General features: G+C 45.8%; 19 protein-coding genes. 7 read left to right on the forward strand and 12 right to left on the reverse strand.

The window, feature by feature from the left end; translation table 11 throughout:
* A partial coding sequence (locus F0364_RS01880; RefSeq protein ID WP_153796056.1) for a DUF8202 domain-containing protein occupies window positions 1–2,906 on the reverse strand: 2,906 nt, incomplete at its 3' end.
* 609 nt (window positions 2,907–3,515) lie between these two features.
* Between F0364_RS01880 and F0364_RS01885 the strand changes: the two genes are divergently transcribed.
* Both F0364_RS01885 and F0364_RS01890 read left to right on the forward strand, forming a co-directional pair.
* Window positions 3,516–5,279 (forward strand): sensor histidine kinase, encoded by a 1,764-nt coding sequence (locus F0364_RS01885; RefSeq protein WP_153796057.1) that lies wholly within the window; start codon window positions 3,516–3,518, stop codon window positions 5,277–5,279.
* 11 nt (window positions 5,280–5,290) lie between these two features.
* Window positions 5,291–5,926, forward strand: a complete 636-nt coding sequence (locus F0364_RS01890) for a response regulator (protein WP_153796058.1) — start codon at window positions 5,291–5,293, stop codon at window positions 5,924–5,926.
* Between the two features lie 575 nt (window positions 5,927–6,501).
* Here F0364_RS01890 and F0364_RS01895 read toward each other — a convergent pair.
* The 4 genes from F0364_RS01895 to ccsA form a co-directional block, all read right to left on the reverse strand.
* On the reverse strand, window positions 6,502–6,984 hold the full coding sequence (locus tag F0364_RS01895; protein ID WP_207632470.1) for an OmpA family protein: 483 nt from the start codon (window positions 6,982–6,984) through the stop codon (window positions 6,502–6,504).
* A gap of 184 nt (window positions 6,985–7,168) precedes the next feature.
* On the reverse strand, window positions 7,169–8,587 hold the full coding sequence (locus tag F0364_RS01900) for a Glu/Leu/Phe/Val family dehydrogenase (RefSeq protein ID WP_153796060.1): 1,419 nt from the start codon (window positions 8,585–8,587) through the stop codon (window positions 7,169–7,171).
* A 305-nt stretch (window positions 8,588–8,892) separates the two neighbouring features.
* A complete protein-coding gene (locus F0364_RS01905; RefSeq protein ID WP_207632471.1) occupies window positions 8,893–9,114 on the reverse strand; it encodes a CcmD family protein in 222 nt (73 codons plus the stop codon).
* On the reverse strand, window positions 9,107–9,787 hold the full coding sequence (ccsA, locus tag F0364_RS01910) for a cytochrome c biogenesis protein CcsA (RefSeq protein ID WP_235920988.1): 681 nt from the start codon (window positions 9,785–9,787) through the stop codon (window positions 9,107–9,109). Before ccsA ends, F0364_RS01905 begins: the two co-directional genes overlap by 8 nt.
* Window positions 9,788–10,033: 246 nt before the next feature.
* Here ccsA and F0364_RS01915 point away from each other — a divergent pair, with 246 nt between their 5' ends.
* A complete protein-coding gene (locus F0364_RS01915) occupies window positions 10,034–11,143 on the forward strand; it encodes an aminotransferase class I/II-fold pyridoxal phosphate-dependent enzyme (RefSeq protein ID WP_153796061.1) in 1,110 nt (369 codons plus the stop codon).
* Window positions 11,144–11,163: 20 nt separating this feature from the next.
* Here F0364_RS01915 and F0364_RS01920 read toward each other — a convergent pair whose 3' ends face one another.
* The 5 genes from F0364_RS01920 to F0364_RS01940 all read right to left on the reverse strand — a co-directional run bounded on the left by F0364_RS01920 (window position 11,164) and on the right by F0364_RS01940 (window position 14,814).
* Window positions 11,164–11,898 carry a LytR/AlgR family response regulator transcription factor gene (locus F0364_RS01920; RefSeq protein ID WP_153796062.1) on the reverse strand — a complete coding sequence of 245 codons (735 nt, stop codon included), beginning with the start codon at window positions 11,896–11,898 and terminating at the stop codon, window positions 11,164–11,166.
* Window positions 11,895–12,941: a sensor histidine kinase gene (locus F0364_RS01925; RefSeq protein WP_235920989.1), complete on the reverse strand. Its 1,047-nt coding sequence runs from the start codon at window positions 12,939–12,941 to the stop codon at window positions 11,895–11,897. Before F0364_RS01925 ends, F0364_RS01920 begins: the two co-directional genes overlap by 4 nt.
* Window positions 12,942–12,948: 7 nt before the next feature.
* On the reverse strand, window positions 12,949–13,308 hold the full coding sequence (locus F0364_RS01930; RefSeq protein ID WP_153796063.1) for a DUF4288 domain-containing protein: 360 nt from the start codon (window positions 13,306–13,308) through the stop codon (window positions 12,949–12,951).
* 59 nt (window positions 13,309–13,367) lie between these two features.
* Entirely contained in the window at window positions 13,368–13,865 is a 498-nt protein-coding gene (locus F0364_RS01935) for an SgcJ/EcaC family oxidoreductase (protein WP_153796064.1), read from the reverse strand.
* A 202-nt stretch (window positions 13,866–14,067) separates the two neighbouring features.
* Window positions 14,068–14,814, reverse strand: a complete 747-nt coding sequence (locus F0364_RS01940; RefSeq protein WP_207632472.1) for a LiaF transmembrane domain-containing protein — start codon at window positions 14,812–14,814, stop codon at window positions 14,068–14,070.
* A gap of 408 nt (window positions 14,815–15,222) precedes the next feature.
* On the opposite strand from F0364_RS01940, the gene F0364_RS01945 reads away from it, so the two are divergent.
* The 3 genes from F0364_RS01945 to F0364_RS01955 are packed head-to-tail and all read left to right on the forward strand — an operon-like array spanning window position 15,223 to window position 17,108.
* A complete protein-coding gene (locus tag F0364_RS01945; RefSeq protein WP_207632473.1) occupies window positions 15,223–16,128 on the forward strand; it encodes an aminoglycoside phosphotransferase family protein in 906 nt (301 codons plus the stop codon).
* A gap of 10 nt (window positions 16,129–16,138) precedes the next feature.
* Window positions 16,139–16,657 carry a DinB family protein gene (locus F0364_RS01950; protein ID WP_153796066.1) on the forward strand — a complete coding sequence of 173 codons (519 nt, stop codon included), beginning with the start codon at window positions 16,139–16,141 and terminating at the stop codon, window positions 16,655–16,657.
* A gap of 13 nt (window positions 16,658–16,670) precedes the next feature.
* Window positions 16,671–17,108, forward strand: coding sequence for a hypothetical protein (locus F0364_RS01955; protein ID WP_153796067.1), 438 nt, complete (start codon window positions 16,671–16,673; stop codon window positions 17,106–17,108).
* 7 nt (window positions 17,109–17,115) lie between these two features.
* On the opposite strand, the gene F0364_RS01960 is transcribed toward F0364_RS01955, so the two are convergent.
* Both F0364_RS01960 and F0364_RS29410 read right to left on the reverse strand, forming a co-directional pair.
* Window positions 17,116–17,568: an OmpA family protein gene (locus F0364_RS01960; RefSeq protein WP_153796068.1), complete on the reverse strand. Its 453-nt coding sequence runs from the start codon at window positions 17,566–17,568 to the stop codon at window positions 17,116–17,118.
* Between the two features lie 161 nt (window positions 17,569–17,729).
* Entirely contained in the window at window positions 17,730–17,927 is a 198-nt protein-coding gene (locus F0364_RS29410) for a transposase (RefSeq protein ID WP_153796069.1), read from the reverse strand.
* 409 nt (window positions 17,928–18,336) lie between these two features.
* On the opposite strand from F0364_RS29410, the gene F0364_RS01970 reads away from it, so the two are divergent.
* Window positions 18,337–19,440, forward strand: a complete 1,104-nt coding sequence (locus tag F0364_RS01970; RefSeq protein WP_153795953.1) for an IS110 family RNA-guided transposase — start codon at window positions 18,337–18,339, stop codon at window positions 19,438–19,440.
* The last annotated feature ends 465 nt before the right edge of the window (window positions 19,441–19,905 follow it).

Raw genomic sequence — 19,905 nt, forward strand, 5'->3', positions numbered from 1 at the left:
GCGGCGCTGTAAGTACGCAGGCTGGATACCGGTGACGCAGGAAGTGAAGCAACAGGCCGCCAGGTAGCCCCATCAGCAGAACGTTGCACTACAAATTGGGCGCCGCTGCGCAGGCCAGCCGCCTGCCAGGTGATTATGACTGCGTTGCCGGACCAGGTTGCCTTTATCAGCGGTACCCCAGTTGCCAGTACGGGAAATGTAGTGGCGGCCACTGTAAAAAGGCGGGTTGTATTGGGCGCAAAAAGAGAAGCAGTGGCCAAAGGGTCTAACTGCAGGGTAAGTATCCTGCCGGTTCTGTTGTAACTATAACCGGCAAACCCATTTGAACCCGGCGAAACCACGGTAGCGTTGGTGAAATCGCCGTCCGCATTATCATAACTTCCTCCGCTGTTGCGGTCCACCAGCAGGCGCAGGTTATCATCGTCCCCCACACTGCAGTTCATGACCAGTTCAATGGTAAATGCCATCGTAAACCCTGTATTTTGTATTTTAAATTCCCGGTCAATACGGCTACCCGGCGTATTAGGCGGTAAGAGAACAGCAGGGAGTTCGGATTCGGTGGTTGCTGTTCCGCAAAGGGGCCCTGAATTGCTGCCCAACATCAGGAAGGTTTGGTCTGTGTAGGAAGAAGTATTGGCAGCATTAGTAGTTTGCAGGGTGGACGTATAGATCCTGACCGAATCACTAAGCAATTTTGACTGCTTCTGATACAGTCCCGAACCGTACAAAAAGGCACTGTCTCTTGCCAGCCCAATGATATTGTTCCAGTAAGTTGTTCCTGTTACCCCCTGGCTAAAGACGGATACTGACTGGGAGCTTACATAGCCCGCCGTTGCGTCTAGCCCGGACGGATCCAGGGTAACAGCATTTTTGATGGCCAGGTAACTCTCCACTCTCCTGGTCTCTGCCAGGCTGAGTTGCCTGTTGTAAGCGATGGATTCAGATAATTTGTGGTTCAATCCATAGCTGTATCCCATAAAACTGCCGATGCGTACCTGGTAAGTAAAACCAGAAGAGAGGGATGAAATAGTGGTTCCTGCAACCGTTGCCCTGCTGCCATTGGCGGCGGCATAGGCTGTACCTGATCCGGCGGTACCCTGGATGGAATAGATATTTGGACGTGTTGTATTCTGCGCCGGAAAGTAGGCGGATGCAGGGTAGTAGATATTGTACCCGTATAGCTGGGCATAGGAAGGACGGAAACCGGAGCAGCAACGGTCGGCGCCGCACGGAGATGTGGTTGACGTGGCTGGCATGACGGTTTGTTGGTCACTGATTGTTCCTGTACCAAATATGCTCCCGGCACCGGCACTCACCGGCAACGCATTATTGGCAAAGCTGTTGGAGGACGGGCCGAAATAGATGTCCGCTGTCGCTGTAGTCCAGCGCATCACCGGGTTATAGTTAAAGCCTGTATTATCTCTTGTTATGGTCGTACTGTTGGGAACTACAGAAGGTATTGAGGAAAGTAAACCCTGGTTTGCCCTGGAAGAGATATTACCCGAGCTAAAAGAAACATCTTTGTCAGCTTTCAACCACAGGTTAAGCCCTGCTGCTACCCCACCCGGCGCAAGAATCGATGAGCCGAAAGTAAAATAACTGCCATCGGTAAGGTCTACGTCAAAGCTTACCCGGGTTCCGGATACGGAAACCGGGCTTATCCTTGTAGCCGCTGCAAATGTTGTACTGCTGCTCACAAGCATCTGCAGGTTAGCCGCTGAAAATAAAGTGGTAAGCCCAGCAATGTCGAAAGACAATTTTACGGTTCCCACAGATCCTGTCTCCGCAACCTTCCACAACCGGCTTAGCCGAAAGGCTAAATTGGCCGGCGCATCAGTTACCTGGGTGGCAGTGACAGCAGTTGCGTCATGACCAATCATTTCAAAATTGTTATTATTCAGCCCCGTGGCCGTTGCATCCAGGATAATATTTCCCAAACCGCTTTGTCCCGTTCCATCACCAGACCCTGTGTTCATGCTGTTGGAACGCAGTTGTGACAATCCGGAGCCGGCATCAGCTCCTATACCAAAAACATCGTACTGATACCCGGCATTGCCGGGCCAAAAGGTTGTACCGCTGCTGGAAACATAATTCACCGCGGTACCGCTGCCCAGTGTAAGGCCATATTTGAGTGCCAGGTAGCTCTCCACCCTATTTTGCTGTGCCAGGGTAAGTTCCTGCCACCAGGTAATGGTTTCAGCAATATCCACGTCTGCGTAACCCAATAATCCAAGCAGGCCTGCGTTGTTGATACCGATGGTACAGCCGGAGGATGTTATTGCAGAGGTATTGGTTGTTTGGGAAGAGGTAACTCCGTTGAGCCGGATAATTTTTTTATTACTGCCGGTTCCTCCTGCTACAGTGGTTGCCGTTGTATTGGCGATAAACGATGTAAGCGATGCAGTTCCGTTAGTCACCGTGGCCGCAAGCGATCCGCCCACAACTGCCCCAAAAGTAAACCCTACTGAATTATTGGACTGGTTGGAAGCCAGCCTGCCCCCGAGTGCAGCACAAAGCGTTGTACCATCATTATAAATTGCGCTGACGGCAAGCGTTGAATTATTCACGAGTACCTGGTAAACAGATCCAGCCGTTCTTGTGGCGCCTATGAGATCAGTGGAAGATGTCATATAATCTGCAGTACCAGTGCTGGCAAAACGGAGTACCGGGTTAAAATTTATAAGATTTGTGCGGTAAACAGGCCGGGCTCCTGAAGATGCCTGTGTGAAGACGGGAGCATTCAGGCCATTGCCTGACCATGTTTGTACACCAGTACCATCGTTGGTAGTGGACGTTCCTGAACCTGCCCTGTGCCACTGCTCAAAACCGGTAATACCGCCAGGGTTTTGACCGGTAATGGTTTCAAGGCAAGAGATAAAAATAATGAACACAATCAACGGCTTCATGACCCGGGAAGTTTGTGGTTGAACAAAACTTAAGCCGGGGGCCGGGATAGAATGCTGATTTGATTTTCAGAGGGGTTGATTAAAGACGTGATGAAATTAGTGCAGTAAGAGTGGTTTTTCCAATTAAAATTCTATTCTTCCAGGTATCCTTGATTCAGAATAAAATTTGGTTCATCGTAAAAATCCGTTCTTAACCGGTTGACCAGTCAGGGGCGCTACACCAGGAGTGAACGTAAAGCCATAAGCCGGGTAACGCGGTAAAGCCTGACTGGCTGCCGGATTGAAACGGAAACCCCGCTGAAGGTGCTGTGCGTATGGTGTTGTGGCGGAGTTGCAGTGAAAAGCCGGGACTGTAGCAGAAGAATGAACGAAGGCCGAAAGCCCCAAAATAAAAGTTACTCCTTTAAGTTCAGAAAAGGCGTAGCCGCTGCATTATACCCTCAATAAAAAGTGCCATGATTTATTGAAAAAATTTGTAGTAAAATTACTACATAAGGTGAGGGCCTACGGCAGGGTTACCAAATAGTAAATCATCTATTTTTGTCGCTGTATATTACTGTTCCCTGCAAGATAAACTAACGCGGCTTTTTAAATTTGGCCGCGGCCTTCATGCGCATTATGAAAAAAAGCACCGGTTTAAAGTTTAGCCATACCCTTATCATTATGCTAAGTACCGTAGCGCTGGTAACCGTATTTGCATTCAACCGTATTAATAACAGCATTTCCCGCAATTTTAGAACCACCATACTGCGGCTGGAAAGCAAGGATACTAACCTTGTTTTACTGCAGCAGGCTAAAGACGAAGTAACACTGGCTGATAACCAGTACCGCTATTTTTTATACGCGGGGGATACGGTGGCCCGGCATGCCTTTATAGCGCATGTAACCAATACGGTTAACATTCTTAAGCAGGTGCAGTATTTTGATAACGCGTACATAGCAGACATTAAAACCGAGATTGGTAAGAAACTTTCTGTATCCAAATCTTTGCTGCTGTTAAAAACCATGTCTGACAGTTTGCTGCGCCAGGCATCGCTGAATGCTGAGGATTATACACCCATTGCAAATGGCCTGCTTAACGGAGATGATATGTTAAGCCTGCCTGCTTATCCCGGCCTGTTGGTAGATACCGTGGTAATAGTTAGAGAGAAAAAGAAACGAAATATTTTCGACCGTATCGGCAGTATTTTTTCCGGGAAAAAAAGGCCGCAGGATAAAGTGCAGCAGTCTTACCGCAAAGCCACCGGCGCCGGCGCTACTGAAAATGAAAAAAACGTTGCCGCCGCCGGCCATGGCCAGCAGGCCGATAAAATTCACGAGTACTATCAACAGATACTTAACCGGCAGCGCAAACTGCGTAACGATGTAGCTGCCAAAGAACGGGAACTGGCCCAGCTAAACCTTTCGCTTATCGGCAATATCAACCAGGGTATTTCAATTTTGCTGGAAGACTATAAACTGGTTGAGCAGCAGGTAAAAGCGGCGGCGCAACAAAAGCTGGGCAAGTTGCAGCGGCAAAAAGATTATCTTGTATGGGGCTCTGCCGCCTGCATTTTGTTGTTTGCTTTTCTGTTAACGCTTGTGTTGCTGAAGCTGGGCAAATACCAGCGGCAGTTGGTGGAAGCCCGTGAAAAATCTGATGGCCTGGCATTGCTTAAAACACGGGTGCTGAGTACGGTAACCCACGAAATACGCTCGCCATTAATGGTAATGCTGGCCTATGCTGAACAAATGAAGCAGCAGCCGGCTGACGATAACCAGGCTGCTTTTACGGATGCTGTTACCCAGTCTGCCGGCCACATGCTGGGCATGGTAGACAGTATTCTTGATTTCAGCAAGCTGGAGGAAGGAAAAGCCATATTGCATAAAGAGCCTTTCAGGCTTAAAAATGTTACTGACCATATAGAACAGGCTTACCATGTTGCGGCAAATGCCAAAGGCATAGCTTTAAAAGTGGTAACAGCCTTTGATGAACAGGTTAGCGTAATTGGCGATGAGCGCTGCCTGATGCAGATTTTGTATAACCTGGTTAGCAATGCCATTAAATTTACTCACAAAGGCTGGGTTGAGGTACACGTATCCTTCAACAACACAGAAGCTAAACAACCACAACTAACCCTTAGGGTAAAAGACACCGGTGAAGGCATACCTGACGGTTTGCTGGATACAATATTTGAGGAATATACACAGGTAGGCAGGCAAGCTTCAATTACATCGGCAAGGTTTAACCGCGGCAGTGGGCTGGGCCTTTCCATTTGCAGGAAGCTGGTGCTGCTGCATGGCGGTAAAATATGGGCAGAAAGCGTTGCCGGCAAAGGTTCCGTTTTTAATGTAACCCTGCCTTACGGCCTGGCAGCTACAGCAGTATTATAAAAGAAAGTTCAATGAAGAATCTGAATATTTTGATTGCAGAAGATCATGTTATCGTACGCAATGGTTTAAAGCTTACCCTGCAAAACAATTTCAGCATCAGCAGCATTAAAGAAGTTGATAACCTGCAGGAATTGCTGGTTATGGTGCGTATGCACCCGGCAGACTTATTGATACTGGATGTATTTCTTACAGATGGCAACAGTGTGCCGCTGCTTAATGTAATAAAATCGCACCAGCCGCAGTTAAAAGTGCTGTATTTTACCATGCTGCCGGAAACCATTTATGGCAAGCGGCTTATCAGTATGGGGGCGTCGGGTTTTTTAAACAAGCAAAGCCGTATTGAAGAAATCATCACCGCCTTTAACGATGTGCTGGCTGGCAAAATTTACCTAAGCCCAACCCTTACCCGCAGGCTGGCCGAAGAATCTTTAACCAAGGAGCCGCTTAACCCTTTTGAACACCTGTCTCACCGCGAGTTTGAGATAATGCTGATGTTGCTGGAAGGTAAGCAGATGAAGGAAATAAGCGCCGAGCTTGGTGTACAGGTAAGCACGGTAGCCACATATAAAACACGGCTTTTTGAAAAGCTGAATGCCCAATCTTTGTTAGACGTTAGTAAGCTTGCCACTGCGTACAACGTTATTTAGGGTACCTGTCTTGGCAACTGTACCGGTTGCGGCCTGTCATATTTTTTTTACAGCAACTTGTCATGTGTGGCTACACGCAAACCCGCTGCACTATCTCACATTTGTAATGTCATCCTGGAGCTTAAACCTATTTGATTGCACAATGCAGTCTGCAGCCCGTTATTTGACCGTTGCCTTATGTTTGCATCGTACCCTTTATTTATATATCTAACACGAAAACCGGTGATAGCAGGGATTATCCGGGGCTGTTCTTAAAACAAGTTTTAAGGCAGCCCCTTCTCCATTGAATAGAATAATACAAAGCATTTTTATGAGCCCGGCTTAGGTCTTTCATGGCATCGCCTCTTGCGTCGCACTCTTGTACTTTTTGTTTTTTATGGCGGCATTTAAGCGGGTATTAGGTAACTGCTGTGAGATGTATGTATTTAGTGTAATGTAATGCAACACATCGCACATAAGATATGATAGATTTTTTGATAGCCCGAAGGGCTAAAATGTAAATAGCCCCGGATGAAATCCGGGGTTGGTATTTGTAATTGCAATCCAACCCTAAAGGGGTTGAATAATATTTTTTGTTAGTGCAGCATTTCTCCATCAGCACCAACACAGCGTTTTGCCCTGGGTAACTGAAGGCTATAACAAGGGTGGGGCGCCGGAACCCATTCGGGCCCATCTTCAGCGATGCAAGTAATGCTTACTATATCCGGGTTACCATTTTGCCCGTAATTAAATACGATGTTCTTCTTTTTCACGCCCTTTGCCCATAGGTACTTAATAACAACGGCGGCTTTATCCCAACTTATTTGTTGTGCCCCTTCACTGGAATTTCCCTGCCCCTTAACAAGTATTTTTGTCAGGGGGTAGCGGTGTATTATTTTGCTGACAATGTCTAGCCTCGCTTTGGCTTTGTTTGATAACCGTATGCTGTTTTTTGCCAAGAATATTTCTGTTGTTATTAAGGTGCAGCTATCTGTAGTTTCCTGGGCTGCAACCGGCAGCGATGCAGTTATAGATGATAAAAGAACAACGGCACAGATTAGGAATATCTTCCGGGTCATGTTTAAACTGTTTACGGCTTCAATGAAATAAAGATAAGGCAACAAATTTCGTTTAGTTAAGGATGTTAGCACGAGTTTAGAAACTTCGGAATCAACCTGCTGATACTGGCGATAATTAAGAAACGCAGCACAAAAAAAGCCGGTACAATAATACCGGCCCGTTTTTATCATTATCATTTTTCTATTAAGGAAATATCCCCAGTTCAGCATAAGAAGTACCTACCTTGTTAATAGCTACCACATAAGCCGCGGTACGCATATCAGGAATGGCGGGGTTGCTTCTCCAGGCATTCACTATTTCCCGGGTAGCTTCTACCATGGTTTCTTCCAGGCCGCTGTACACAAGGTCAACTTCATCAGGGCCATGCTCTATAAATTTTCTCTCCACGGCGTTTACCTGTTTGCCGGTAAGCTCTTCCATCTGGCCGAGTATATGCCTGTTCAGGTTTTCTGTAAAGCGTTTTTCCATGCGGCCGTAACGTACATGGCTCAGGTTCTTCAGCCATTCAAAATATGATACGGTAACACCACCGGCGTTCAGGTACATGTCCGGAATAACCAGTACGCCTTTGGCTACCAGTATTTCATCCGCTTCGGGTGTTAACGGGCCGTTGGCCGCTTCACCTATTATTTTGGCTTTTACATTGGCCGCATTGCTGCCATTAATCACATTTTCCAAAGCCGCGGGTATCAGTATATCGCATTCCAGTTCCAGCGCATCGCCGCTTTTGGCAAGGTTAACAGCACCTGGAAAATTAAGTATGGAGCCTGTGGCTTTCCTGTGCTGGAATACCTCTTCTTCATTAAGACCGTCTTCTTTAAAAATAGCGCCTTCATATTCGGCTATGGCCACCACTTTTGCGCCATGCTCCCTAAAGAATTTGGCGGTATGGTAGCCCACATTGCCCAGCCCCTGTACTACTACGCGTTTACTAACTACGCCGGTAGTAAGTCCCAGTTTTTCCATCAGGTGCGGCATGTTGCATACTTCCCGTACGCCGTAAAACACACCCAGGCCTGTTGCTTCCTTGCGGCCACGTACGCCGCCCTGCGATACCGGCTTACCGGTAACGCAGCCCATTGCATCCACTTCGCCGGGGTGCATGGATACATAGGTGTCCAGTATCCACGCCATTTCTCTTTCCCCGGTACCATAATCGGGGGCCGGTACATCGGTGCCCGGCCCGATAAAGTTTTTGCGGATGAGTTCGGCCGTATAACGGCGGGTTATTTTCTGCAGTTCAAAAGCTGAGTATTTGCGGGGGTTAATTTTAATGCCGCCTTTGCCGCCGCCGAAAGGCACATTTACAATGGCGCATTTGTACGTCATTAACGCGGCCAGGGCCATTACTTCGTCCTGGTTTACTTCATCGCTAAAACGTATGCCGCCTTTGCACGGAGTTTTGTGGTGTGAGTGCTGCACACGGTAGGCTTCCATTACTTCGATGGAGCCGTCATCCCGGCGTATGGGAAATTTCATCTGGTAAACGGCATTACATTCTTTTATCTGTTCAAGCAATCCCTGTTCCCAGGTGGTAAATTTGGCCGCTTTGTCAAAGCTTTTGGTCACGCTTTCGAAGAAACTGTAAGTCTGTTCTGACATAACTATGAATTTAATATGATGATTCCAATGATTATACTGAAGCGCCTCACCCCAGCCCATCTCCGCCCGGAGAGTGGTTTTGAGTTTTTATCAACAACAACATGGCTGAACGCAACAATCATACGGCAGCCGCAATGGTGAATAGCGGACAATCAGTACAAGAGTGCGACGCAAGGGACGCTCAATAGTGCAACCTCCTGCCGGGCCCATAAAAATTTTTTACCTATTTTACTGTTGGCCAGGTTATAAAACTGTAACACTACAACAGCAACCAGCAACTTATAACCGGTAACCGGCAACTGGGTTTACTTTTTTTTGTCTTCCTGCTCCAGTTTTTTAATTTTTTTGTCAAGGCTAACCAGGTAAATAAATATGCCCGCAACAATGGTAACAACCACTGCCACTACAACGTAAATTTTACCGTTGCTTCTCATAAAGTCAGTTGATTCGGTGGGGGACTGTGCGTATGTTAACACATACAGCATGCTCATAACAAGTGAAAGAAAAAAATATTTATAATTACGCATTCGCTAATCGCTTTTCGGTTAATAAACGCAGCCTTATTCTAAGGGTAGCAATCCAAACGCCCAGTAACGTCCACCCAATAACGGCCGGCCAAAAAACCAGGCGCATGCGTGGGTCAAGGTCGCTGCCATTAAGGCCGGGGTTGCCTTCGCTGCCCTGTCCGCCAGGGTGCAAAGATTCGGTTAAACGTGGTAGTATGAACAAGGTTGGAAAAAGCAGGCAGTAGGCAAAAATGTTGTAAACCGCGCCGATGCGTGCCCGTTTTTCTTCGTCCTGCACAGCGCCGCGTAATACAAAGTACGCAAAGTAAATAAGCAAAGCAATAGCGGCGCCGTTTTGTTTGGGGTCGCCGCTCCAGGGCTTACCCCACTGGTAATTGGCCCAAATGGCGCCGGTAAGCAGGCCCAGCAAGGCAAACAACGAGCCGATAGCCGCGTAAGAGCTTGCATAAATATCGTGGGTAGCATTGTGTTTGTTAAGGTATTTTATGGAGTAGATGACAGATACGGTCATCAGTATCGTCATACCAAACCACATGGGCACATGAAAAAAGAGGTTGCGGATAGATTCCTGCATACGGTCGTCAAGTTTGGGCACCTGTACCAGGAAACCGTAAGTGCAGGTGTACATAAGCAGTACAAAGGCTAATATCTTCCACCAGGCTTGTTTCATCATTGTGTTGTTTGTCCAGAGGCTGTTTGTTTGCAATTGGCCGGCAAGGCCGCAATCGTATAGATGCGCGGCAAATTTAGGGGAAACAAGTATGCAAACGTGTGTTAGTTTTAAAAAATATACTGTTAAACAATGTTTTAATTCGGTTACGGGCTGTAGTATTCCATGGCATCGCCTGTTGCGTTACTTGTGACCCAATGCTTTGTGTTTTACTGCCTTAACTTTAAACATTGAACAAATCAACCAATTATGCGTTATCAGCGGATGCCTATAGAGAAGGAGTCGCCGGAAGAACTCGGGTATGGCAACATCCGGTACAACCTGGCAGAAAGCTCTGTAAGTGATTTTGTACTGAAAGATATACAGCTTCAGCTAAGTGAGCTTACGCTTTGCTATACTGATCACAAAGGAAAACCGGAACTGCGTGAACTGCTTGTACAGGAATATGCCAACCTGCATAAAGAAAATGTATTGCTAACCGCCGGAGCAGCCGCTGCATTGTTTATTATTGCCACAAGCCTGCTGGAAAAGGACAGTCACATTATAGTTGTGCGGCCCAACTACGCTACCAATATAGAAACACCTAAGGCCATTGGCTGCGGCATCAGTTATATCGATTTACGTTTTGAAGAAGACTGGAGCATAGATATAGAGGCCGTGGAAAAAGCTATACAGCCAGCCACAAAGTATATCAGCATAACGCATCCGCACAACCCTACTGGAGTTTTGTTGGCAAAGGAAGAGCTTGAAAAGCTGATTGATATAGCGGAACGATACAATATTTATCTGCTGGTAGATGAAACTTACCGCGACCTGAATTTTAAGGAACGGTACCCGTTGGCAGCATCTTTCAGCAGCCATGTTATCAGCGTATCGTCTGTATCAAAAGCTTATGGGTTGCCCGGGTTGCGCCTGGGCTGGCTGGTTACCGGGAATGAGCACCTTATGGAAATATTTCTTGCTGCTAAAGAGCAAATTTTTATCACTAACTCCGTGCTGGATGAAGAAGTGGCCTACCAGTTTATGGTGAACAGGCAGCAATACTTTCCTGTTATTCAGCAAAGCGTTAAAGAAAAGTTTGACATCCTGGAAGCATGGATAGAGCAAGAGGCCCGGCTGCAATGGGTAAAGCCGGGCGGGGGAGTCGTCTGCTTTCCGAAAATTAAAACAGCCGGTACGGTTAATATGCAACGGTTTTACCAATTGCTGTTACATAAGTATGGTACCATGGTTGGCCCGGGCCATTGGTTTAATATGCCGGATACTTACATGCGTATTGGCTACGGCTGGCCAACTGCTGATGCCTTGAAAATGGGATTGAGCAATATTTCTTTGCTGCTGGATGAAATGGGGATGTAAGAAATGCTTTTTCCTGCAGCCTATATCCCCAACACCTCTTTCATTTTTACATACCCTGCTTTACTTACCGGCAGCCTTGCCCCCGTGCTTAGCAATACCAGGTGGCTGTCTTTTTCGTAAGGGTCTATACGGGTGATGAGTTGAGTGTTCACAATGTATGAGCGGTGAACACGGATGAACTGTTGGGCAGGAAGGCTCTGCTCAAAGAAGCCCATGGTTTTCTTTTTAAGAAAAGAACCTTCCGCCGTAAATATTTTCACATAGTCATCCGCGGCTTCCAGGTATTGTATAGTTGGTACGGGAATGATTTTTATTTTGCCGCCATCTTTTAAAACTACCCGGTTGCTCTGTGCCGGCGATTGAGACGCCGTTTCCAGGAAAGCTTCCGTTTTTTCGGTTGTTGGCTTTTGTTGCTGTAAAAGCTTTTGCATGGCTTTGTCAAACCGCTCTTTGCTAAAGGGCTTCAGCAGGTAATCAACAGCATGTGTTTCAAACGCCTTTATGGCGTATTCTTCAAAGGCTGTGGTAAATATTACCTGCGGCGGGGTTTCAATCAGCTCCAGCATTTCAAAGCCGTTTATCTTGGGCATTTGTATGTCCAGGAAGATAAGGTCGGGCTGGTGTTGCTGAATGGCTTTTACGCCTTCAAAACCATCGTTGCATTCCTGCACCACTTCTATGTCTGTGTAGCTTTGCAGGTATTCTTTAACCATCATTCTTGCCAGCGGCTCATCATCAATCAGTATCGCCTTCATATAGTTTGTGGAATTAAAATTGTGGTAATGAACTGGTTGTCTTCTCTCGCTGTTTTTAATAAATCGTGGCGCATAAACAGCAGGAACAGCCTGCGCTGTATGCTCTTTAAGCCGAAGCCTGTGCCTTGCAATGGGGTGGCCGTTTCCGCATCGTAAGGGTTTTTTACTGTTACCCTTAAATAGCCATCTTCCTTTACCGCGTTAATGGAAATAACCACTTCACCAACTGTATCGTACAGGCCAAACTTAATGGCATTTTCCACAACCGGCTGCAGCAACAGCGATGGCAGTTTTAAATGCAGTGTATCTTCTTCGTAGCGAATCTCTGTTTGCAGGCGGTAGCCAAAGCGTACTTTTTCAATATCAAGGTATAACTGCAGATATTGTATCTCTTCTTCCAGTGTGCTCCATTGCTGTTCATCTTTTCGTAAAGTGCCACGCAGAAAATCGCTGAGCTGTTGTATCATATGCCGGGCTTTCTCAGGCTGGGTGCCTGTAAGGGCGCTTATTGAGTTTAAGCTGTTGAACAAAAAATGCGGCTGTAGCTGCTGCCGCAGTTTAAACAGTTCCGCTTCTTTGGTTAATTTTTCCGCTTCTGTTTTTCTTGCTTCCATCATAGCCTGTTCCTCCTGTGTATGCCATAAAAGGCTTATCATGCTCATACAGCTAACCATTAAAAAAGATATCCCGAACCGGATGGGCAAAGATTTGCTTAGCACCAGCATGTAATTGTCATCTGTATGAAAAAGAAGTTTAAGTATTAATCTCGATACAGCCAGCCAAACGCCGCTTAGCGCAATGCTGATAATAAGTACGTACCAGTATTTTTCCCGCCGCGGTAGGTAATACCGCATGTTATTAAATATCAGCATACCGCTGGCAGCCAGCAGGCAATAACTTATAAGGCTGTCTGCTATTATCTCAGCATTGCTAAGGTTAAAACCTGTAAGCGCAATGGCATGTATAATGCATGCTATGGAACACCAGATAGTGTTAATTAGCTTAAGCCTTTTGTGAGACGGTGTAGTTACAGCATTGTTCAAATTGCAATCAGTTTAGTTTTATGCATTGGTGGGCGCTGTTTTCCAGCAGGTGTGCCGCTTTCAACTGTGTAATGCGTATATAAATATCGGCATCTTCTTCTTCCCTTATGCGGCTGTACATTTCAGCGCCGTCAATCAGTTCGTCAAGCTTGTAAATTTCGGGCACATCAATAAATTTCCAGTGCACCGGTTTATGGTATGCGTTTAAAAAATTATCCTGCTCTCTTTCGCCCAGGCTGCGTGCCTTTTGAAAGGCATGTAACTCATCATCTGCTTTTACCAGGCGCAGTTGTTCATCAAATTGCGGGGTGTGAGAGCCATCTCCACAAACAATCCTGTAAACGAGTTTGGCGAGGTACCATGTCATGAGTAAAATATTTTTATAAGTCAGTTGATTGATTATTGTAAGCAGTTTACATACCGCGGCTACCAGAATATCTTTTTCAGCCTTTCTGTTATACCCTTCTTCTCAATCTTTGAATTTTGAAAGTCGCTTATCTTCCATTCGCCTTGTTGCCTTACTAATACTGTGGTGTTGATTTTGTTTTTCAGGAATGCCGGCCTCCAGCGGGATGATACGCCTGCCACGCTGTGTACAACGGCCACATCGGTGCTAACAAACTTCACTTTCTGTATGTCGCCGCTAAGCACCGTATCTTTCAAAAAACTCTTAAAGAATTTTTCATGCACTTTACGTGTAGCTTCCCGGCCTTCTATGTGCTGGCCGCTGTAAGTAATATAGTCGCTGTCTTCAGTAAAGCAAGAAGCGAAAGCGGTAGCGTCGGCATTGTTCCAGGCGTTCATAAGTTTGTCAAAAACGGCCCTTACGTGTTTTTCATCGTCACTCATCAGCATATCTTCCAGGGTAACCGCGTAATACCTGAAGGAAGGACGGTGAACTGATGGTTGCATTACAAGTGTCATAGTCAGCGGTTTTAAATATTTTTTGAATGGATGTTTGATTGTGTATGGCCGGGTTGCTGTTGCTTTGCCGCGCAGGGAACAAACCGTACAAGAGTGCGACGCAAGTAAAGCTCAATAGTATAGTAAAGGCCGGGCCCATAAAAATGCATTTGGTTTGTTGTTGGTTTCATTCATCGCTGCCCGCAGCTATCCGCTCAAAGCCTTAATAGCTATTTATCTCTATCCCCCCGAAAATGCATGTGCCGTTAAGTATAAGAATCTTTGCGGGGTCTGTATTCAGGTATTGAATAGGCCTCTTGTCTTCCACGCCGCCAAAGACTGCTGATATTTCACTCTTTACGTCCCAGTTGCTGGGCACATTTAGTTTAGTGCCACCGAATATATTGGTCAGGTTCATAACCGTGCGGCCCTGTATGTCGGCCTTGCTCAAATCAATTTCAGCGCCGCCCATAAAGCAGGTAATTTCGCCACCTTTAAAATTCTTTGACATAATTACTTTTTTAGCGCCGCCAAATATGTTGGTTGATTCAATAAATTCCGCATCAGTTGAGTTTATTTCATAGGCGGCATTGCTGGTTGTTTCCATGTTTCTTTGCCATTTTTCCGCAAACACCTCTTTATCGTGGTGCCTGCGTTTCAGCAGGAACATGATACCTACGCCAATGATGGCAATAGGCGCTATGTAGTTGCCCATGTTTACTTCCGGTATCAGTTTGTCAATTAAAAAAAGGCTGCCTATGAGTATCATGATGTAAGCGCCGCCATTTTTAAAGCGTGACTGTATACCCATTATTAAGCCGATACATATCAATATCATGGGCCAGGAAAAAATCCATGAGGGTATATCGGCGCCCATTTTGTAGGCCAGCAGCAAAATACCGCCGGCAATAAAGAATATGCCTGTAAGAAAACCATTGTTGCGTGGGTTTCTTCTGTTATGAGGTGTCATGCAAGTCATTTTTATCATTTGTTTGATAACTCAAAACTAAGCCGCCTGTTGCGCCTGCACCAGTGCATATAGGCGGTAACGGGTAAAACGGTAGGTAAGTGGCGGTAAACAGTCGGTAAAAATTTTGGGTATGTATGCTGCCTGTGGGCAGCCGGTAAAAAACAGCGGCGAAGATTAAATAAGCAGGTGCGCAAATAAGCATTTGGGCCCGCATCATTTTTTGGATACCAGCCAGGGTTTTTCATGGCATCTTCGTTGCGTCGCAATCCTTTCATCGGTTTGATCCATTGTGCATCTTCAGGCTGTAGTGCAGTCAGCATACAGGGTAGCTAAGCCACTCATGTTATAAAGCAAGTATTGCACGTTTAATGACTATTTTTAAATCATCAACACCAATTTTAAATTAAGATGATGGGCATGCACCCGGATGAAGTGTTTATTGATGAACCGCTTGTAAGAAGGTTAATAGCCAGCCAGTTTCCTTCATGGCGCCGCCTGCCTTTGGTTAAGGTAGAGTCTTCCGGCACAGACAACAGCATATACCGGCTGGGCAGGCACATGGCCATAAGATTACCACGTATTAGCTGGGCTAAAGACCAGGTACAAAAAGAATGCAAATGGTTACCCCTGCTGGCGCCGCAACTGCCATTGACAATGCCCGTTCCTCTGGCTATGGGCATACCCGCAGAAGGCTATCCTTGGTACTGGGCTGTACACCCGTGGATGCCCGGTAAAACAGCAGTTATAAATCGAATTAACAACAAATTGCAGGCCGCGGAAACATTGGCTGGTCTTTTGAATGCCCTGCAGGCAATAGATGCTTCAGATGGGCCTTTGGCTGGCTCGCATAATTCTCACAGGGGTATTCCGCTGGCTGAAAGGGATGAGCAAACAAGGCACGCAATCATCGCCCTGCAGGGTTCAGTGGATAGCGATGCAGCTACCGCGGTATGGCAGTCTGCATTGGATGCACCACCCCACCCGGGTAAACCGGTATGGGTTCATGGAGACATACAATCCGGTAACCTGTTAGCCGCTAAAGGTAAAATAACAACGGTAATTGATTTTGGCTGCTTGGGCGTTGGAGACCCCGCCTGCGACCTGATGATAGCCTGGAACCTGCTGCCTGCCAGGGCCAGGAAAGTGTTCCGTAAAGCTGTTAACGCGGATGATGCCGCCTGGGCAAGGGGCAGGGGCTGGGCTTTGTCTGTAGCATTGGTAGCTTTGCCGTATTACCGCGATACCAACCCCATACTGGCGGCAATGGCCAGGTATACGATTGATGAAATACTTGATGATTATAAAAAACGTTAACTAATTAGTTATGCCACAGGAAAAATGGTTTAACCGCAAGTTTGACTTTACTTCAAATCAAAATATTTTCCCCTCTATCATAGAGCGGCTTTCAGGTACGCCCGCCCGGCTGGAGGAGAAGCTATCTTCCATTGCTCCGGCTATATTGACGGTAATGGTAGACAATACGTGGACCATTAAAGAAAACATCGGCCACCTTACAGACCTGGAGCCGCTTTGGCAGGGGAGGCTGGAAGATATTCTTGCCGGCAGGAAAGACATGCGGCCCACTGACCTGCAAAACAGGAAAACAACAGAGGCTAATCATAATGCAACGCCCATTGAAATGTTGCTGAAAAACTTCAGGGAAATCAGGATGCAGACCATGCGAATGATAGAGCCCCTTAATGAGGCGCAAATCTTTTCTTACGCTTTGCACCCCCGCCTGCAAACGCCTATGCGTACCATGGATTTATTTTTATTTACAGCAGAACACGATGATCACCACCTGGCGAGGATAACGGAGCTGGTAAGGTTGATGCCGTTATAGGTGAATAGTTTTTATGGCAATAATTCCCAAAGAAATGAATATCTGGCATGTAACAAATAGAGAATTCACAAGTTTGCTTCTGTGGAGGACATCTGAAAATTCTTTCCGCATCATTCAGGATGGCTGGTATGCTCCTGTATTGACTAACTCACCTTATACTTTAATTGATAAGATGTACGCTGAACTATTTAGCCAGTACCCGGATCAGCTAATTTATTGGCCTGTAAGAATACATGACTACAGTTTGAAAACTGAAAACAAAAATTATGTTGAATTGAAAATTAAGAATTCGATCAGTCCATCTTTGATTGCCGGAGTAGATTCTTCAGGAAAAAAAATGTGGGCTTACGGTGGCTATCTTTTTGTGTCGGAAGATTTAAAGAATGAGATGATAGCTTTGGGTGATACAAATCTTTCATTTGAAGAGGGATTTTCTCATTTTTGTCAGTAGCTTTCGTTCATAAAGTAGCGTTTCTCACTATTGAAGTTTTTGTTTTGACGGGTCTTGGAACAGGTGCAACAGGTGGCCCTGTTTCAGTTGTGAATCTTAGTATAACAACTAAGGGACTACCTGAACCATTGTAGCTGAAAACAAACCGTTCTTCGCTTACTCCTTTTTTAACCAGGTATTTAATAACTGCAAGAACCCTGTCCCATGAAATAGCGCCATCTGATTGACCGCATCCTGACGAGGCTGAGCAGACAGAAATATTATACTCGGGATATTGGGCTGCAATTTTAGCCGCACTATCCAAAGCCACTTTCGTTCTTTCATTAAGACGGGTGCTTCTGCCTTTGAAGTGAATTTCCGGCAAATCGGGAAACGGGGCTGGGGTTGATTGTGAGTATGAAGTGTTGGCTTGAAGCACTAACACCAGAAGAATGGAATAAAACGCATACCCCTTGCTCATCTTACGGATTTTATGACAATATACAAAGCCGTCTGAATTAAAGTGAACATCATCTGCGTTATTGGGCGTAGGGTGTAATTGAATCCCAACCTTATCCTTAATGGTTGCAGTACAAATTAAACGCTCACGTGTTCCAGCAGAACACTTTGTGGGTAGAAAAATTAAGACAAGAGAATTTGCGTTCCAGGGGAACGCTTTGTGCTTTCCGCCTTTACATTTTTCACTGATGCGGAAACTGGTTGAGCAGAACTTAGCCCGACTAAGATGTGTATATGATCAGGCAAGCTGTTAATCTGTAAGACTTTGTGCCTATTTCCTGAATAATGCCAGTTATATATTTGTGGGTTTCTTCTTTCCATTGCTGAAGGAGTGCGGTAGGTATTTTACCGCAAATACAAATTGAATATGCAATTGAGTATAGGTGCCTGCCATTTGATACGAATTGAAAATGAAAACTAAACGCACAAAAGTTGAAAATGAAATTTGAGAAAATTGGTAAACGAGAGATAAAGCACAAAACGTTCCTCCGGAACGTGGTATGCCTTATGTTTTTAAGCTACCCACAATATGTTTCTCTGGAACACATAAGCAATTTTTTCAAATGGGAGTTAGTTGGCGTTTATAGACTGAAATGAATACATTTAAACCTGCTGCACCATGGCGAATAGAAATACCGTACGTACAAGTGAGTCTATATGTAAAAGGTTTCGGTGCAGCGGCAGTCCTAAAATTAGGCTGCAAAGAAGAATTTTGCTAAAAAAAACAAATATGAAACAGCAAACTTCAGCCACAACCGAAACCTTGGACAAAGGTAGAAGCCTGATTGATTTCAGCGGCAAAATCATCTATGTAGGAATAGATGTACATCAAAAAGATTACCAGGTTGCCAAATTATTAAATGGGATTTGCCTGGGTAATCACCGTATGGGCAGCAACAGTGAAGACCTTATTAAACACCTGAATAGCCACTATCCGGGGGCCACATTTAAGTGTGTGTATGAAAGTTCGGCCTGGGGTTTCACCCTTCAGCGTTCACTGCAGTCCGCAGGAATGGAGTGCATCGTGGTTCATGCTGCCGATGTATCCACCAGTGATAAGGAGAAGAAAAGGAAGACCGATAAGGTGGATGCCTTAAAGCTGGCCCGCAACCATGCAGCCGGTGAGCTTAAGGCCATCCATGTACCGGGGGAGGATATTCAAAAAGACCGCAACCTGATAAGATTCCGCAAGAAACTGGTAGGGGATCTAAACAGGAGCAGGAACCGGTTGAAAAGCATATTGAAATACCAGGGCATCCAACTGCCGGCTAAATATGAAAAGACCAACTGGAGCCATAATTTTCTGGAATGGGTGGAACAGGAAGCTCAAAAAGACGAACGGCTGAAAAGCACTTTAGTGCTGATGTTGGAACAAATCAGGTTGCTGCGCCAGTTGCTGTTAAAAACGGAAGGTAAATTGCGGGAACTGAAAAAAAGCCGGTACCAGCAAAATACCAGCCTGCTGTTGAGTGTTCCGGGAGTAGGCCCTACAACAGCCCTGTGGTTTTTGCTGGAAGTGGGCGATATCAACCGGTTCAAAGGATTTGACGCATTGAATGATTTAATAGGTTTCTGTCCTGATACGGACAGCAGCGGCGATAAGGAAAAAGATACCGGTATTACCACCCGGCGCCACAAACAATTGCGCAGCCTGCTGATAGAAGCTGCCTGGCAGGCCATAAGGATAGATCCGGCTTTAATGGATTGTTATCAGGCATTAACCAAAAGAATGAAAGGCAACCAGGCCATTATCCGTATTGCCCGTAAACTGCTGCGCAGGATAAGGGCTGTTTTGATAAGCGGTGTGCCTTATCAAAAAGGTGTGGTAAAGTAACGGGAACAGAAATGAGTTTTTTTAAGCCATCCGGCTTACCGATAGTAATACAAAAGGAGCCGCCATGACGGCCCCCTCTATACTATCGTATAAGCACAGGCCCTATCGCTGGCAGGTTGTCCTCCGGCAGAGCCCGCTTCCTGTTCAGGCCGGTGCACAAACTTAAAAATCTAATTTTGAAGCAAACAGTATTATTCATATCACAGAAAGGTAATATCAAACAGTTATAAGGACTGCTTTTTGTGTCCTGCAGTTGCAACATACTGCTCAAGTGAGTCTGCAGCCTTATACTTTTACTTTATGGGATTAATAAAGATTTGCAGCGGCCATGTGCCGACTGCTGATAGGAGTTTCACCACCTGTGATAAAAATCTTTTTTCCAATGACTTAAAAAAACACAACATATTAACCTTGTTTTGCAACCTTTTTCAGGATGGCAGGCAGCGTATTCCTTTACATAGGAGT

The organism is Foetidibacter luteolus, from assembly GCF_009650435.1.
Lineage (GTDB): Bacteria > Bacteroidota > Bacteroidia > Chitinophagales > Chitinophagaceae > Foetidibacter > Foetidibacter luteolus.